This window comes from Moorena producens 3L (assembly GCF_000211815.1).
Classification (GTDB): domain Bacteria; phylum Cyanobacteriota; class Cyanobacteriia; order Cyanobacteriales; family Coleofasciculaceae; genus Moorena; species Moorena producens.
This window is the reverse complement of the sequence record NZ_GL890823.1, coordinates 47,926-62,733: the sequence shown is the minus strand read 5'-3', so window position 1 is coordinate 62,733 and position 14,808 is coordinate 47,926. Positions and strand designations below refer to the sequence as shown.

Here is a 14,808-nt window from a genome sequence, read left to right as displayed (position 1 = left end):
TATCAGTAGTAAACCGACGAACAGGAGCTCAAAGGTTCATCAATTTATTTCCAGGAAGTTCTGGAACAAACCTTGGTTTTGCCAGGCGTAATTCTTGGCAACACGCTTTAACTGGGCAATATTGCTCCGAGTCGCATCATCCATTGTGTCATTAGTGATTTGCGGTTGTAGACGCAGGTAACGAGAAACTGTTGCATCCTCAGATTCTAAGCTACCGATCAACTCTTTGGTAATATACCGGTGAATGTCACAAGGAGCATCAAATAGCACTTCAATCAATCGTCCTTGCCATCCCCATTGTCCCAATCCCCAGCCTCTAGCTTTTTCCCAAGGAATGGGGCGGTTGGATTCTCCTGTGCCAATCGAGATGATAGAAATTTCCTTAAGGGAATGATTTAACCGGATCGCTTCAGCTAATGCACAGCTTGAGGGATTATTCGCCCCAACTCCACCATCAATCGCTGAGTAAGTCTTGCTTTGAGTCTTGAGCTGATGGGCTGGAAAATAGGTGGGGGCAGATGCGGAACAGACACAGGCTTCCCACAAGGGAACATGGAAATAATCTTTGTCTTCACGCCAGCTTTTAAATATAATCGGCATCCGACTCATAGTGTCATAGGCTGTGATCAACAGCCGAGGTGAATCGTAGATATCCGACAGCTTGGTCGTCCCAAACTGCTCTTTCATCACCTCAATTAACCCCTGATTGGAGTGTTTAGGAGCAGAAAGACCATACTTAAGGATAACCTTGAGCCGCTTTAGTGAAAAACGGCTGGTGTAGCGGAAAATTCTTTCCCCTTTCTGTTCATAAAGTTTAATCATCTCCCGGCTAGGGATGCCAGTGGCAATGCCGGCAGCCAAAATTGAACCAGTGGAGGTACCTGCAATTAAATCAAAATACTTGTTGAGGGGCTGGTTAATATCTTTTTCCAATTCTGCCAAGATTACTGCTGCAATAACGCCCCGAATACCACCGCCATCTAAGCTGAGTATGCGAAAAGTCATGATCCCCCTAAAAACCCACGATGTTGAATTAATCCTCCTAACTATTGTGACGGGTTCTAGTCACTTCCAGGGTGATCTTACCTCCAAAATCCGGAATTGGGGCACCAGGTTTGCTTAACTGCACCTGGACTTGCTGCACCTGATCGAATTCTAGGATCGCATTAGCAATTTGTACTGCCAATTTTTCGATCAGGGCACATTTTGAGGTTTTAACCAAATGCTTGACAGTATCAATAGTTTGCCGATAATCCATGGTATCGCTAAGGTCATCACTTTCTCCCGCAGGGCTTAGATCTAGCCACATGGTCAGGTCTACTTCAAACCACTGTCCTAGGGTCTGTTCTTCGGGTAGGTAGCCAGTGTAGCCGTAGCAGCGAATATTGCTTAGTTTAATACAGTCCATCATTATGTCAAGTTTTCCCTCATCTATGCTTTATCACCAAGGTAAACGATTGTCCTTAGCGCTACTACTTTGGGTTAATCGCTTTTCAAAGCTAATGTTTAAAAATTAGAATTGCTGGAGTCTTTTACCAGAATTGTTGTCTCAATTCAACCCCTAGCATACAAAGATATCTCTTGCTTGGCTTTCACGCTTCGCTCTATTGGTGCGCGTTCACGCTTGTCGGTAAACCCGACCGGGGTCGCACCGCTGCGTAAGTCCGCTCCTTTATTAGATTTCTACTCAAGCAATCCATGACCAGGGATTTGTGTTTAACAGTTCTAGTCTGTTCCAGTCTCTAAGGATACTGCTGGAGAAAGGGGTTTCCCGATTTGGGGTTCGGTACCTCTAACTATACGCTGAATGTTACTGCGGTGACGGATGATGACATATATGCCAGCAGCAATACCAAATAACTCATAGGCAAGAGGAGCTTTGGTAAGGTACATCAGTAGGGAAACAGCGATCGCACCAGCAATGGAACTGAGAGAGACAATACGAGAAATTGCCAAGACTACTGCAAATACACCTACGGTTCCTAAGCCTACAGGCCAAGACATGGTGAAGATAACACCTATACTGGTGGCAACGGATTTACCTCCGGTGAAGTTTAGCCAAATGGATTTACTATGACCAAAGATAGCAGCAAACGCAGCTAATGCCACTAACCAGGGTTGCCAGGTTAGTGGCAGTAGGGAAACGTCTGTCAGGGTATAAAAGCCATTGACTAGACTAATAGCCGCTACTCCTTTCAAGGCATCAATCAGTAATACCACCACTGCTGGTCCTTTGCCCACAGTTCTCAATATATTGGTGGCACCAGTTGATCCAGAGCCATGCTCGCGAATATCAATATCTTTAAGCCAGCGTCCTGCTAGGTAACCAGTAGGCAGGGAACCTAATAAATAGGCTGAGATGACTAGTAGCCCACTCCAAGTTAAGTTAAGTACCATTGGTGTCATGTTGAAGATTGTGACAAGATCCGGCAAGAATTCCCCGATCACCACCGCGACGGGTAGCTCGGCTGTAACATTGCTAACTGTTTTGATGTAAAGCGCAAGTGGGGGAAACCCCCGTCGGAGCAACTACATCGATTTTTCAGTTCGCTGAACCTCCCGATTGGCAGCAGTTTCGCGCCTGTTTTGCTAAAATTCAAGCCAGTAAACTAAGTAATTCAATAATCGTCATAGGTATACATCTGCCGAGGATCAGGTGCAAAAGCCAACCATAGGGGAAATTGCAATAATGACAAACTGATCTTATCTTCGGTTTCGTCAACAATGATTAACGCTAACTTATCCCGCTTGATCAGTCGTTCCGCTTTTTGAACCAGGGCTATTGGATCTTCAAATAGAACAACTCCCCGTTCTGGACCAAAATCACTGCGGGAGATTCCGAGACAGTCCTGTAATCCTCTACGCCATTCTCCCAGTCGTTCTGGGGTGTTGGCCAGCACAAGAGTACTTAGGCGATTGTCATATAGTGTCCGCAACACGGATATAACCGCTGAGGCAATTAAAACATTTTGTAAGCGGCTGCCCATAGTTTGCAACGCACCACGACCACCTTGGGAAAAAAACCACTGAGACACTTTTTCAGCGTGAATTGGCTCGAAGGTACGACGCAGTTGCCAGGGAGGACCATAATAATCTGGCATTTTGCGATATTGATCCAACAGCTGACGAATTTGTCGGACTTCGTCTTTAAATGCTTGTTCAGCAAATTTTGGGTTGCCTCTGGTCGGGGGTGGTGGGGTTTCTTCTAATTCTGACCGTGGTGCTTCGGTTGGTGGCTGGGAGAGTTCGAGTTGTTCTGCAGCAGCAGCTAGGTCTTGTAAGGAGCCAACCAAATAATCTTTAAAGCCTTGAACTCGAATGGCTAGCTCTTGAGATACACCTGCAAAACTAGTGCGCATTTCTTCACGAATGCGTTCCCGGCGGCGTTCTAGTTGCTCAATAGAAATTTGCAACTTTTGCTTGCGTTGCTCCAGTTCGGTCAGACCTTCAAGTACCATCCGCTCTACAACTGCTTCGGTGCTTCCCAATTCCTTTGAAACCAGTGACTTTTCATGGTTTTGCAGATTGGCAATTCTCTGTCTCAACTCCTGTTCTTTTTGCTCAAGTTCAGCCACAGTTTGAGCTAAGCTAACCATTTTTTTTGCTTGATCTGAAGACTCCCCTAGTTGAATTTCACTAACTTTATCATTCCGATTCGGATCAATCGACTGTGTTGGTTTAGCTTTGTCATGGTCTGATAGGGTCAGAGAAATGGGAGGAAGGTCGGGAGCTTCAGAGTTATCCCTAGGAGTAGCCCTATCCTGATCTGGCCAATTTGACTCCTGTGAATTATCTAATCCCTTAACTGCTTGGTTATTATCTTGCTCTTGTTCTGGGTTTTGTGGGTCTTCGGAATTCATTTAAAGTGATTTATTAATAACTTATTCACTAACTACCTAACCTCTACTCTATACTTTGAGGTAAGTCAGTTATACTTTAGGGCAGCGTTCTTCTAGGCAAGTTCGTAGCAGCTTTGGGTCAAATATAATTGGTAGAAAGTGAATGCTTTTGACTTCTGAAAAATAAAACAAAATCGGTACTGATGTCCAGAAGATTTCCCAGTTTTGCCAATCCTGATAAGGAAAACGCCGGATCAGGGTTTCGGAGCGATAAATATCCAAGGCGGTTTCAGTAAATTGCAGGCGTATGGTTACGGCCTGAAACAACAAGAACAATCCCAACAAAGCGATCGGCGAAGCCGCGCCAAAGGCGATCGCCTTTGGCGCGGCTTCGCCGATCGCTAAACTCACCCAGGGTTGTATGAGCACTATTGTCACTGCAGCAATAATCAACACTATAGGAAGTGTGTAGCTTGGGGAGAGTTCAACAGTTAATGTCGATTTTGGAGAATAATCAGCAGAAGTCACTTGGCTTAAATCCCGAGCTGATAAAGATGAATCAATATATGAATATAATTTAATTCTAAGCCTATATTCCCAACTTCTTCGATCTTCCCAATTTCTTCTATGGGATTCTATGGGATGACAGTTACCTGATCTTACCTACTACCAGTACCTAGCACATTCCTGAGTGAGATTAATCAAAAATTGAGTTAAATTTTTATACGGAGAGGGGGGGATTCGAACCCCCGATGGCTTTGACACCATAACAGATTTCGAGTCTGCCACCTTAAACCACTCGGACACCCCTCCATGATCTAGTCAAACCGCACCCCAGACTTCATCTGAAATTTGAACACAAAACCGTGGAATTTGTCAAGCCTGCTGTTGAAAACTCAGGCATTGCTGGGTGCTCAATGATGGAATCACTATCAAGGAACATCAATGTCTATCTCAATATCTTCAACAGTAGTCTTAAAACCACCATCCGGTGTCCACTGGATAGCACCATCACGGCCTGTCCAATAGAGGGTCATCTTAGCATTGCGCATGAGCTTCGCCGTGTAGGCATCCACGACATTGGATGATGCGATCGCAATTTTCGGTTGCAGGGCATCGAGGAATTCTGGCCTCAGACTTTTTCCCGACCACCAAAGTACTTGTAGCTCAGGGAAACGGATGGTTTTGGCTAACTGTTTTTGGAAGCCTGGTTTGAGGTCTCCTAAGAGTAACCAATTTTGGTCAATGATGCGCATCAGCAACACTGGTGGTTCAGTGTTGACTAATTCTATTGAAGTAGACCCAAAAGAGAGTATTTCCCCCACTGGAATTGGTTGGTAGTTAGCCTCCCTAGAGGCTACTGCACTAGCGATAGAGTTACGGGTGACAATATCGTTCCAATTTTGACCCTGAGACAATGGTCGTTGTAAATCAGTGTTATCGTAGAATGTCTCGATCGGTAAACTACCTAGAAGCTGAACCCAACCACTTCTGAGTTGGGGCTGCTTGTCGAGAGCAACTGCCCAATTAATATCATTGATACCTTGCTTTTGCAGAAAAGGCAGCACTGTAAACCTGACTGTATCAGGGTTGCCACTATTGACCAAGGTGACTTGTCCCTGGTCTTGAATCACTAAAATTTGGTTATTTCCTGTAGCTAGCACTGTAACTTGAAACAATTTTGACGCTTGTTGCCATTGGGGCAACACCACCACAGTGACAGCAACTAGACTAATCAGCCACCAACGAGGATGTAACCATTTAATCAAGCAAGCTAGAGCAATTAGCCCGTAGAGGAATAACAGTTGCCCTAGGGAAATTTTGCCCACCGCTACAGAACTTCCTGGCAACTGATTGAAAAATTCCACTAGTCCCATCAGTCCATGGGTTGGGTAATACAGTAACCAAGCCAGTCCACTTCCTGCTGTTGGCCAAATTAGTCCTGCCAAGGCACTGACAATTCCACCCAAAGTGATAATAGAAATTAGGGGTGTAGCAATAACACTAACTGGTATAGAGTAGCTGGCAACAACTTGAAAAACATACAGTTGCAGGGGTAGAGTCCAAACTGCTGCTGCAATTGGCACAGCAACTAGGGATGCGATCGCAGGTGGCAACCAATCCAAACGTTGGATAATCCCTGGTGCAGTGATTAGTAATCCTAGGGTGGCCAGAAAACTCAGCTGAAATCCCAAATCCCAGATCCACAAAGGATTAAATAGGAGTAACAGTGTTGCTGCTAACAAGAGTGACCCTAAAGGCTTAACTTTCCGTGCCGTCACTAAGGCAATTAGGGCACCCACCCCCATCAGAGCCGCCCGCATTACCGATGGCTGCAGTCCAGTTAATGCCACGTAAATTAACAGTACACTCAAGCTAATACTGAACTGCTTTTCCTTGCTTAAACCCCTGGTAACGGCTAAGACAAAACCCAACAGCAAAGAGACATGGAATCCAGATGCTGCTAAGGTATAGGCTAACCCAGCCTGAATAAATTGATCCCGGATATCGTAGGGCAAATCAACAGCACGACGTCCTAAAACCATTGAACTGACTAACGGACCTGTGGGAGAGCCTAAAAAGCGAACTTGGGAACGGATAATACGTTGTCGCAGTCTCCACCATCCCCAGGGTTTGCCAATAGTTTCCTCATCAAAGTTTATTTGACGCCCACTCAAACCAGCAAAAGCCCCTTGACGGGCAAGATAGGCTCCAAAGTCGAAGGCTCCGGGATTAGTCACTGGCTTGGGTTTATATAAAACCCCAGTTACGCTAATTATCTGACCTGGGTAGATACCAGTTCCTTGAAGTAATGGCACAGTCACATACAACTTGCCTGTCACTCCCTGACTGATCGCTCCCCCATCTTCGCGACTTTCAATTTCAGTTAACTGAGTAGCTTGTAACCAAAATTGTGTACGCTGAGTTCGGGTCAGGCGAGGCATACTCTCCACTTTGCCTTCAACCTTAAACAGTTGCTCTGGAGCAATGCTATTGGTTGAGGGGACATATTCGCTAATGTCATTCAGTTCTGGTTGTGGTACCCGCAATTGAAAATAGACCACCGCCAAGGCCGAGATTAGTCCTGCTGCTACCCATAATCTTGGTTTTGGTCCTGTGCGCCAGAACCTGGGGAATGCGATCGCAGCCACTATCCCTGTGACAACTAATCCTGTTACCAAAGCTCTGTACTCTTGCCAGGGAATCTCACCAGTCGGTAAGTTGAGAATCCCTGTAGACAGTAAGCCCAGAATATAAGCAAGACTTATTACTGTACCAGTGGCAGGCTTCATCAGATCGATAAACCTAGCTTTAAGCCCAAAACAACATGAAGCAATAGCAGGCAAAGTGCCGTACTTCCTAAGTAGGCATGAACGCTACGCACCAATGCTTTGTTTCCGCCAAAGCCAGTCAAGGCAATCACCCCATTAGCAGCCAGCACAATCAGTACGATTGATCCTGTCCAAAAGTGGGGGCTTTCTAGAATTGGCTGATACTGCATTACCAGAGACAAAACCCCACCCGTGTAGCCACCTGCGATAAAAATAAACATCCAGGGTGCTATTTTTCGATGATTACTGCGACTCTGTAGTGCTATTTCAGGATCAGATACTACTCGGCCACGCCATCCTGCTATTCCCACAAAGCTACCCATAATCAATACCACAATTCCCATCATCAATGGGTGTCCCCAATGCACCACTGGCTCAGGAATACCTAAAATTCTAAATTGGTTAGCAATTGGTTCTAAGAGCTGACTGAAATTTCCCACCGGTGTAAAACTATCCTCTCGATTAAGGTTGACCTAGCTTAGGTAACCATCTTTGTAGCATATTCAGAATTTGATTGGGCAACAAAATCTCACCATATCCAGATAGTGATGTTTAGATTCCTTGACACTTGTCTCAAACTAACAAACAGATAATTCAAACACTTGCAGTTCAACGTGAACAAAAAATCATACCAGATCCTAGAAGACTGGTATGATCCTTTGCTTGTCCCTAGTGCAAAGGAGACGCAGGGCTTTAGCCCCCAGGGCAAAGCCATCTAAATTTTTTTTGACAATAATTTAATAACCGACATTCCTCACTTCTCACTCCTCACTTCCTCACCCCGCCACTGTCACTACTTTGTTTATAATGATAATTTAAAAAAAAATAATACTAAATAGCTAGGATTACCCAGGAAAATTTAAAACTGGTATATATCAAAATTAGTAAATACTAATTTTTTTCTGCCGCTAATGTAGCTTTGGAGTTTTTTTGAGCAATGCCTTTATTATAGAAAAGCCAGGTAAAGATGACTAATCCAGCTTCGGTTCCTAATAAATCGTGAAGGATATGAAATAAAGCATTGAAAGTCACTTGCGGATCACTATAGGGATTCCCTCCAAATTTATCTAGAAGAAACACAAAGGTTAAATTGACTCCAACGGAGAAAATTGGGAAAAGAATAATTTTCCAATCTTGGAGTATCGTATAGCCTCGATAGGTCAACACACCCAAAACTAGAGTAAGTACAATATAGATAGGAATCTTAAAATTATCGTTACCGGCTTGATAACCTAAAGGGTACAAAATTGAAACAACTAACAGACTGATGGCAAACACAATGTTAATTAAATTGGTGATGATAGTAGTCTTCTCCACTAACCCATCCGCCCACAGCGCAAATCCTGAAATCAAGAAAAAGTAAAACATGAAATTCAGCATCGTAAAATCGTTTTGATAATACCAGCATTGGGTGACGTGCCAACCAATTTCTGAAGCGATCGCCACCATCACAAAAGCTAGCCCCAGTTGCGACGCAAAAATATTTGATGTCAGTCCTAAATTTTTTAAACTGTTGTAAAAAATTCTCATCGCCAGAGGGATGAGGGCAAAAACCAGCACGTGGGTGATAATTAATCCCAGTTTCCAACCATCGACTATACAAGTTCTAGAAGGGTCTGTCGGGGATTCTGCGATTCCGGGCAATGTGGCGAGAATATAGCCAAATCCAGCTAAACCGATTAAGAAGCAGAGTGCAGTAAACCCTAAGTTGCTAGTAAAAATCTTGCCATCGTTATTTTCCTGGGATTTAGTAAATTGCTTTGAAGACATTCATACAGCTCCTGCTCATAGACAACTAAAACAAATCGCCGAAATCGCTGGAGGAGTCTCCCCACAGCCTGATATCAACTACTAATTGTCTCACAATAACTATCCCTGGAATCTAATAGTTAAGATAAATTTTAGGTGATCATTGATAAATGTTAAGTAACCATCAAATTTATGATGATTGCGTTACATATCTTTGTTAAGATATAGATTGCTTTACAAGTGTGATGGCTAAAGCCCCTGTACTTTAGTCGGGGGATATAAGCGAACGGATGAATTGATTCATCCGCGATGCGGGTCGCTAATGTACACTAAAACTTTCTGAGTGCTAATCTTGCCAGTGGTGTCAAACATATACGAATGTGTCCATAAACTTGGCAATCTCAACAGGTCTGGAAATTATTGTCTAAGCAATAATGATCTTCGTAATTGGTTTGCTCATTGCTGTTACTGTACCTCAAGCTTACTAGGAAACTATAGTATGAAGCATAAATTCTCCCCAAAATTGACCTTAATCGCCGCTTATTGCATCAGCCTATTTCAGTTTTCTCCCACCGCAGAGGCGCTCACCATCGATCAATGGTCTCTCAAGATTATGCCTTTAGGAGACTCAAACACTCGTGGTAAAGCATTGGATCGAGCCGGATATCGAGATGACCTGTGGGCATTGTTTAAAGATAATGGCTATAGAGTAAATTTTGTGGGTAGCGCTACCTCAGAAAATCCCGAAATAGTTTTAGGCCAAAACAACACATATGTGTTTGACAAAGAGCATCAAGGGCATGGGGGATTTGCCATAGCTGGTGTTGGAGCATCCAATGCGTGGTCAGATTTAAACTCCGAAATAGAAGATTGGCTGAAGCAGGCAAGACCGGATATTATCTTATTAATGGCTGGCACAAACGACATACTTTTTCAGAATGAAAGCCCTGAAGATACAGTCAATGAAATGATTTTACTAATTGATAAAATTCTCGCCTGGTCAGATCAGGTATATTTGTTTGTCTCTTCAATTCCCCCCATTAAGCCCTCTGCACTTAAGGATGGTACTCTCAAGAATCAGAAAGCTGATAAATACAATAACCTATTGGCAAATTTGCTGACTGGAGAAAGTTATAAAAACAAGAACATTCGATTTATTAATAACCGCAATATATTCACCCCTGAACACATGCTTGAGGATGGTATTCACCTAACCCCAGAGGGTTACAAAAAGTTGGCTCACGCTTGGTTCAAAATCATGATCGGCATTGGTACGAGGGAAAAGCAAGATGATATTCCTATAGATGTTCCCCTTGAGATCGAGATCTATGGTAGTTGAGAAAAAAATCTACAGGGTAAGCGCAAGGCGCTTACCCTGCGGTATAACCCCATCATTAAATTGCTAATTGTTGATAGCACCTCAAGTAGCGTGCGCTACGCGCATTTGCTGTAGGCGAAGCTCTTCTGAAGGATAATGATTTTGCTAATTGCTGACCATAACCATAGATACCAAATGGCTTATATAGGCCTTTCGGAATGCATTCACGGGGCTATCAAGCTCCTCGTTTTTGCCCGTGTGATTCGATGTGGTATTATACAAAGGTCTGTCTCCGTAATTATTGTGATAACGCCAGATTCTAATATTGATGTATCAAATTTTTCAGGCTTCCTGCCTCAAAAAATCTGTATCAATTGCTAATTTTTCCACTCCGATCTCCGCTGATGCGCACTGGGTGGCTTGATCACGATTGGAATTGGCGATATCCAGACAGCTTAGACTGAATTACCCTAAACTTCGTACAAACATTTAAGATGCTAACAGAACAAGACATTGATCAATGCTTGAAGATGCTGGATGGCATCTATAGTTTATCCGAACCGGAAAGATTAGAGAGGATTGACAAATTTGTTAAATCTACCCTGTCTATTACTCCAGATATCTACAGTCCAAAAAACTTAAAATACTTATTTTCCTATCCCGACCCCATCGGTGTTTTTGCCGATTTCGTGTCTAACTACATTAATTCTAATATTCATACTGAAGAATGTTCGCCAATTTTTACTCGTTGTGAAGTAGAAATGGTAGAAACTCTCCTGCCGTTAGTGGGTTATCCTGAAGGCGATGGTATCTTTTATCCGGGTGGTACCTTATCTAATTTGGCATCTGTATTCTTAGCAGTACAAAGAGCAAAAGTTAATTTAGGACAATCAGTCATTCTGGTTTCCGAACATTCTCATTACTCTATCAGTAAAGCTGCTAAGATTTGTGGGATTCAACATATTATCAATGTTAAAACAAGCACAAAAGGAGTCGTTGATCGAGAACATTTACGAGAATTAGTCAGCAAAATTAAAGCTGATAATCTCAATCTAATTTACTTTGCTTGTGTTCTGGGTTCGACTACCTTGGGAACTTTCGATCCGGTAGAAGAAATACTGGAAATATTCCAAGAATTCGCGATTCAACCTTGGATTCATCTTGATGCAGCTTGGGGAGGCGGGGTTTACTTTAGTGAAGATGCAGCGTTTTCTAGAAAACTGAGTTCTTTGTCAGATTCAATTGTATTAGACTTTCATAAATTTCTTTCAGCCCCTCTATTATGCTCAGTCTTACTGGTGAAAGACAAATCTGTTTTAGTGGATGAAGTAATCGCACATAATCCTAATTCTCCATTTAACAGCAACCAGAATAGAAAATATAGTCTCAGCATCAAGTCTTTACAATGTTCCCGAGAAGCCTATGCCTTTAAGCTTTGGTTGATGTTCAAACATCATGGTCTTGAACATTTTCAAAATTTAATTCAAAAATACTATAAAAATCGTAAAGAATTCAGGAAACAACTTTCGGATCGGGTTTTATATGTCGTCGAACCCCAGTATTTTAACCTCTGTTTCTGGTTTATTCCTGAAGAAATGGAAGTGAAGGAAACCATCACAGATTACACGGCGGCAGAAATTGATAAAATCGATCAACTTAATCTCGCTATCTATGATCAAGTAGTCCAGGATGACTTTATCAAAGTCAGTTCGTCTAGTTTTAATAATCTTCCGGCATTTATTCGGATAATTGTACATCATGGAAATCTGACAACAGATATCATTTCTGAAATTGTTGCTTATTTATATAAAATCTATGAATCTTTTGGATAAAGTCGTTGTCTAAGTCTAATCTAGAAGTCCAAAATTACAGGAAATTACAGGAGGATTAGAGAATGGGCAGAGTCAGAAAGCATGAATCCTACACCAACTCAATTCTAACACCCATTTATCAAAATACAGCCTACTTTTATGACGATCATGAAACTTATGTTAAAGCCTTACACGAAGGATCGCTCACAAAAGGCCGTTATGGCAGGTATCATAATCCGAATTGGGAAGAAGTAGAGGGAATTTTAGCCCAACTCGATAAGGCTGAAGATTGCTTACTATTTCCCAGTGGAATGAGTGCGATTTACAGCACTTTAATGGCATTCGCCAAATCTCAAAGCTGTTTCGCAACAACTTGCTATCTCTATAAAAACACAAGACGTGTTTTTGAGAATCTTGAGAAACTGGGGTTCAAAACTTTGATTTTGGATAATTCGGATCTATCTGAGTTGATGAGAACACTTGATCAAGTCAGTCAAGATATTAATATTCTTTTCCTAGAACTTCCCTCTAACCCTCATCTTTACCTGGCAGATATTGAAAAAATCAAAGAGTTGTTAGAACCCGATACGCTTCTGGTTGTCGATAGTACCTTTGCCAGTCCCTATAATTTTCAACCCTGTTTATGGGGGGCAGATTTAGTGATTCATAGTTGTACTAAATATCTCAATGGTCATGCTGATGTGGTACTGGGAAGTGTTGCTGGGAAAAAGGAAGCGATCGCTCAAATTAGAAATTTCAGAAATATCAATGGAGTTATTCCTAGCCCTCGGGATGTGTTTACATTGGGTCAACACTTGAAAACCTTTCAGTTGAGAATGGAGTCTTTAAATGCTTCAGGGCAAAAACTGACTGAGTTTTTAAATTCCCATGATTTGGTTTCCAAGGTCTATTATTTGGGCTTAGATTCTCATCCTCATCGAGAACTCTCCAAGAAATATTTTACTAATGGGTATGGTGGTGTTGTGACCTTTGAACTCAAACTTTCAAAACGTGAGACATCAGAATTCATTGACAACTTAAAAATTCCATATATTGCTTCTAACTTTGGTTCAGCGGAAACCTATATCGAACAGCTTGCTCCCTTTACCTACTACTATTTATCCGACCAGGATAGAAAATCATTAAATATTACGGATAGTCTGATTCGACTCTCCATCGGCTTTAATGATCCAGTCGATAGTATCATTGAGGATCTCGATTGTAGTCTTGCTCGATATATCCCTACGGAAATACATTAGACTTCGCGGCAGTTGTCGGGAACAGGGAACAGGGAACAGGGAACAGGGAACAGTGGACAAGAATTGAGGTAAACACTATCAGAAAAATACTTTTGCGCATAGGTCTATTAGAGTATCTTGTTTCTGTACTCTATTTCCTTTGGCCTTACCCCCGATTATATTATCCTAATCTAAATGGAACCCTGCCAAATGCAATCACTTAACTGCTGAATTTCTTGGAATCGAACATCCTGACTGATAAAGAAGATTCCCACAAATAAGGTCAAATATTGACTCAAACAAGCATAAAAACCAGCTCCAATACTGCCCCAATGCCATTTAATAATGGAAAAATAATCAAAGATTATATTGCCTAAATTGCCAATGATTGTTATCACTAGCACCTTACCACTCATCTCTTTTCCTAATAACCAACCGATCACGACTAAGTTAAGTGCCACTGCGGGAGCACCCCAAATACGGGCATTAAAATAAGCAATACCAGAAGATTTAACGTCATCAGGAGCATCGAGTATAAGAAACCAAATTTTCTCGATAGGATATTGTAAAATAACAATTAATACACCCAGTACCAACCCTATCAATCCATTGCGTAAACCCACTAATAACATGGCTTCCCGGTCATCTTTGCCTACAGCTTGAGCCGTCGCTCCCGTTCCATCCGCAAGAAGTGTAAAAGTCGGTAAAGATAGGTAAACAAAACCGTTGCGACTGCAACTCCTGCTAAGTGACGAATTTCTGGCAGATGTCCCAGGAAAGCCACGCTGACTAAGCCCGATAAGGGAATCATGATATTGGAGAGAGGTAAGCATTCAGCTCTCAGCTCTCAGCTCTCAGCTCTCAGCTCTCAGCTCTCAGCTCTCAGCTTTCAGCTCTCAGCTTTTGAATAAAACAGGTAACCATTTGTCTAATCTGAGTTACGTCTGTTGAGCACTGACCCCTGACAGCTGACGGCTGACCACTGACCACTGACAGCTGACGGCTGACCACTGACCGGTGAATACTTACGGAGAGAGTATTAATGACCGCAAGCCTGTAGAAGCGGGGGATAAGACTGTCTGAGTTTAAGCGGGCAAGTTTCATCGGCTCAAATATCAACTTTATTGGTATTTTTAATAGTAAATTTTAACAAAAATCAAGCTTAATTTTAAAAATTTTTATGGGATTTCAAAAGTTCCACTTTCTGTGAAACACAGGATAGAGAGACAACTCAGATCAAGAACAATTCTGATAGCTGGTCAGCTACCTAAAAAGGGAAGCTAAAAGCCCCGTCTCTTTAGAGCGGGGTGCTGATGTTCAGCGAATTTCAAATAGAGCGCATGGTCAGAGATTTTGCTAAGGTTTGATAGCTGGCAGGATGACCTGCAAAATATCCCGAGAGATAATACCTGGCAGGTTCATAATGATTTTCAGCCGTGAACGGAGCAAAAAATTGATCACTAACCAAATCTTTTCTGACAAAAAATGCATTAACACCCGATAAGTTACAGCCCACAAGAT

General features: G+C 42.3%; 14 protein-coding genes, 1 tRNA gene and 2 pseudogenes. 3 read left to right on the top strand and 14 right to left on the bottom strand.

Features of this window, described 5'->3' with window-relative positions; all coding sequences use genetic code 11:
- Window positions 1–39 precede the first annotated feature (39 nt).
- From LYNGBM3L_RS02030 to LYNGBM3L_RS39445, 10 genes and pseudogenes are all read right to left on the bottom strand, one after another.
- Complete coding sequence (locus tag LYNGBM3L_RS02030; protein ID WP_008178450.1) at window positions 40–1,005, bottom strand: CBASS cGAMP-activated phospholipase; 966 nt, start codon at window positions 1,003–1,005, stop codon at window positions 40–42.
- 37 nt (window positions 1,006–1,042) lie between these two features.
- A complete protein-coding gene (gene folB, locus LYNGBM3L_RS02025) occupies window positions 1,043–1,408 on the bottom strand; it encodes a dihydroneopterin aldolase (protein ID WP_008178448.1) in 366 nt (121 codons plus the stop codon).
- Between the two features lie 317 nt (window positions 1,409–1,725).
- Window positions 1,726–2,397, bottom strand: coding sequence for a glycerol-3-phosphate 1-O-acyltransferase PlsY (gene plsY, locus LYNGBM3L_RS02020; RefSeq protein WP_044492085.1), 672 nt, complete (start codon window positions 2,395–2,397; stop codon window positions 1,726–1,728).
- A gap of 221 nt (window positions 2,398–2,618) precedes the next feature.
- Window positions 2,619–3,860 (bottom strand): DUF3086 domain-containing protein, encoded by a 1,242-nt coding sequence (locus LYNGBM3L_RS02015; RefSeq protein ID WP_008178445.1) that lies wholly within the window; start codon window positions 3,858–3,860, stop codon window positions 2,619–2,621.
- Window positions 3,861–3,929: 69 nt separating this feature from the next.
- Window positions 3,930–4,367, bottom strand: a complete 438-nt coding sequence (locus tag LYNGBM3L_RS02010; protein ID WP_044492017.1) for a DUF3119 family protein — start codon at window positions 4,365–4,367, stop codon at window positions 3,930–3,932.
- Between the two features lie 198 nt (window positions 4,368–4,565).
- Window positions 4,566–4,652 (bottom strand) — tRNA-Ser (locus LYNGBM3L_RS02005).
- 119 nt (window positions 4,653–4,771) lie between these two features.
- A complete protein-coding gene (locus tag LYNGBM3L_RS02000; RefSeq protein ID WP_008178440.1) occupies window positions 4,772–7,132 on the bottom strand; it encodes a ComEC/Rec2 family competence protein in 2,361 nt (786 codons plus the stop codon).
- Complete coding sequence (locus LYNGBM3L_RS01995) at window positions 7,132–7,611, bottom strand: DUF4079 domain-containing protein (protein ID WP_008178438.1); 480 nt, start codon at window positions 7,609–7,611, stop codon at window positions 7,132–7,134. The genes LYNGBM3L_RS02000 and LYNGBM3L_RS01995 overlap by 1 nt, the downstream gene beginning before the upstream one ends.
- A gap of 451 nt (window positions 7,612–8,062) precedes the next feature.
- Complete coding sequence (locus tag LYNGBM3L_RS01990; protein ID WP_008178436.1) at window positions 8,063–8,941, bottom strand: hypothetical protein; 879 nt, start codon at window positions 8,939–8,941, stop codon at window positions 8,063–8,065.
- A gap of 279 nt (window positions 8,942–9,220) precedes the next feature.
- Window positions 9,221–9,337: pseudogene (locus tag LYNGBM3L_RS39445) on the bottom strand (IS200/IS605 family transposase); the annotation flags it as partial.
- 82 nt (window positions 9,338–9,419) lie between these two features.
- On the opposite strand from LYNGBM3L_RS39445, the gene LYNGBM3L_RS01985 reads away from it, so the two are divergent.
- From LYNGBM3L_RS01985 to LYNGBM3L_RS01975, 3 genes are all read left to right on the top strand, one after another.
- Window positions 9,420–10,259 carry an SGNH/GDSL hydrolase family protein gene (locus tag LYNGBM3L_RS01985; protein WP_008178434.1) on the top strand — a complete coding sequence of 280 codons (840 nt, stop codon included), beginning with the start codon at window positions 9,420–9,422 and terminating at the stop codon, window positions 10,257–10,259.
- Between the two features lie 473 nt (window positions 10,260–10,732).
- Window positions 10,733–12,070 carry a pyridoxal phosphate-dependent decarboxylase family protein gene (locus LYNGBM3L_RS01980; RefSeq protein ID WP_008178432.1) on the top strand — a complete coding sequence of 446 codons (1,338 nt, stop codon included), beginning with the start codon at window positions 10,733–10,735 and terminating at the stop codon, window positions 12,068–12,070.
- A 62-nt stretch (window positions 12,071–12,132) separates the two neighbouring features.
- On the top strand, window positions 12,133–13,308 hold the full coding sequence (locus LYNGBM3L_RS01975; protein ID WP_008178429.1) for a PLP-dependent transferase: 1,176 nt from the start codon (window positions 12,133–12,135) through the stop codon (window positions 13,306–13,308).
- Window positions 13,309–13,478: 170 nt separating this feature from the next.
- On the opposite strand, the gene LYNGBM3L_RS01970 is transcribed toward LYNGBM3L_RS01975, so the two are convergent.
- The 4 genes and pseudogenes from LYNGBM3L_RS01970 to LYNGBM3L_RS46885 form a co-directional block, all read right to left on the bottom strand.
- Window positions 13,479–13,919, bottom strand: a complete 441-nt coding sequence (locus LYNGBM3L_RS01970; protein ID WP_229414259.1) for an MATE family efflux transporter — start codon at window positions 13,917–13,919, stop codon at window positions 13,479–13,481.
- A gap of 20 nt (window positions 13,920–13,939) precedes the next feature.
- Window positions 13,940–14,098, bottom strand: coding sequence for a hypothetical protein (locus LYNGBM3L_RS46890; RefSeq protein ID WP_229414257.1), 159 nt, complete (start codon window positions 14,096–14,098; stop codon window positions 13,940–13,942).
- Window positions 14,099–14,169: 71 nt separating this feature from the next.
- The gene (locus LYNGBM3L_RS39440) at window positions 14,170–14,391 is read right to left on the bottom strand and encodes a hypothetical protein (protein WP_131826970.1); all 222 of its coding nucleotides are present in this window, start codon (window positions 14,389–14,391) and stop codon (window positions 14,170–14,172) included.
- Window positions 14,392–14,614: 223 nt separating this feature from the next.
- Window positions 14,615–14,808, bottom strand: a pseudogene (locus LYNGBM3L_RS46885) (hypothetical protein); the annotation flags it as partial.

Excerpts from the sequence above, each read along its gene's own strand:
- LYNGBM3L_RS01980 (WP_008178432.1), top strand. The coding sequence starts at position 10,733 with ATGCTAACAGAACAAGACATTGATCAATGCTTGAAGATGCTGGATGGC.
- LYNGBM3L_RS46890 (WP_229414257.1), bottom strand. The coding sequence starts at position 14,098 with ATGATTCCCTTATCGGGCTTAGTCAGCGTGGCTTTCCTGGGACATCTG.
- LYNGBM3L_RS01975 (WP_008178429.1), top strand. The coding sequence starts at position 12,133 with ATGGGCAGAGTCAGAAAGCATGAATCCTACACCAACTCAATTCTAACA.
- LYNGBM3L_RS39440 (WP_131826970.1), bottom strand. The coding sequence starts at position 14,391 with ATGAAACTTGCCCGCTTAAACTCAGACAGTCTTATCCCCCGCTTCTAC.
- folB (WP_008178448.1), bottom strand. The coding sequence starts at position 1,408 with ATGGACTGTATTAAACTAAGCAATATTCGCTGCTACGGCTACACTGGC.
- plsY (WP_044492085.1), bottom strand. The coding sequence starts at position 2,397 with ATGGTACTTAACTTAACTTGGAGTGGGCTACTAGTCATCTCAGCCTAT.
- LYNGBM3L_RS01970 (WP_229414259.1), bottom strand. The coding sequence starts at position 13,919 with ATGTTATTAGTGGGTTTACGCAATGGATTGATAGGGTTGGTACTGGGT.
- LYNGBM3L_RS01985 (WP_008178434.1), top strand. The coding sequence starts at position 9,420 with ATGAAGCATAAATTCTCCCCAAAATTGACCTTAATCGCCGCTTATTGC.
- LYNGBM3L_RS02015 (WP_008178445.1), bottom strand. The coding sequence starts at position 3,860 with ATGAATTCCGAAGACCCACAAAACCCAGAACAAGAGCAAGATAATAAC.
- LYNGBM3L_RS01990 (WP_008178436.1), bottom strand. The coding sequence starts at position 8,941 with ATGTCTTCAAAGCAATTTACTAAATCCCAGGAAAATAACGATGGCAAG.
- LYNGBM3L_RS02000 (WP_008178440.1), bottom strand. The coding sequence starts at position 7,132 with ATGAAGCCTGCCACTGGTACAGTAATAAGTCTTGCTTATATTCTGGGC.
- LYNGBM3L_RS02030 (WP_008178450.1), bottom strand. The coding sequence starts at position 1,005 with ATGACTTTTCGCATACTCAGCTTAGATGGCGGTGGTATTCGGGGCGTT.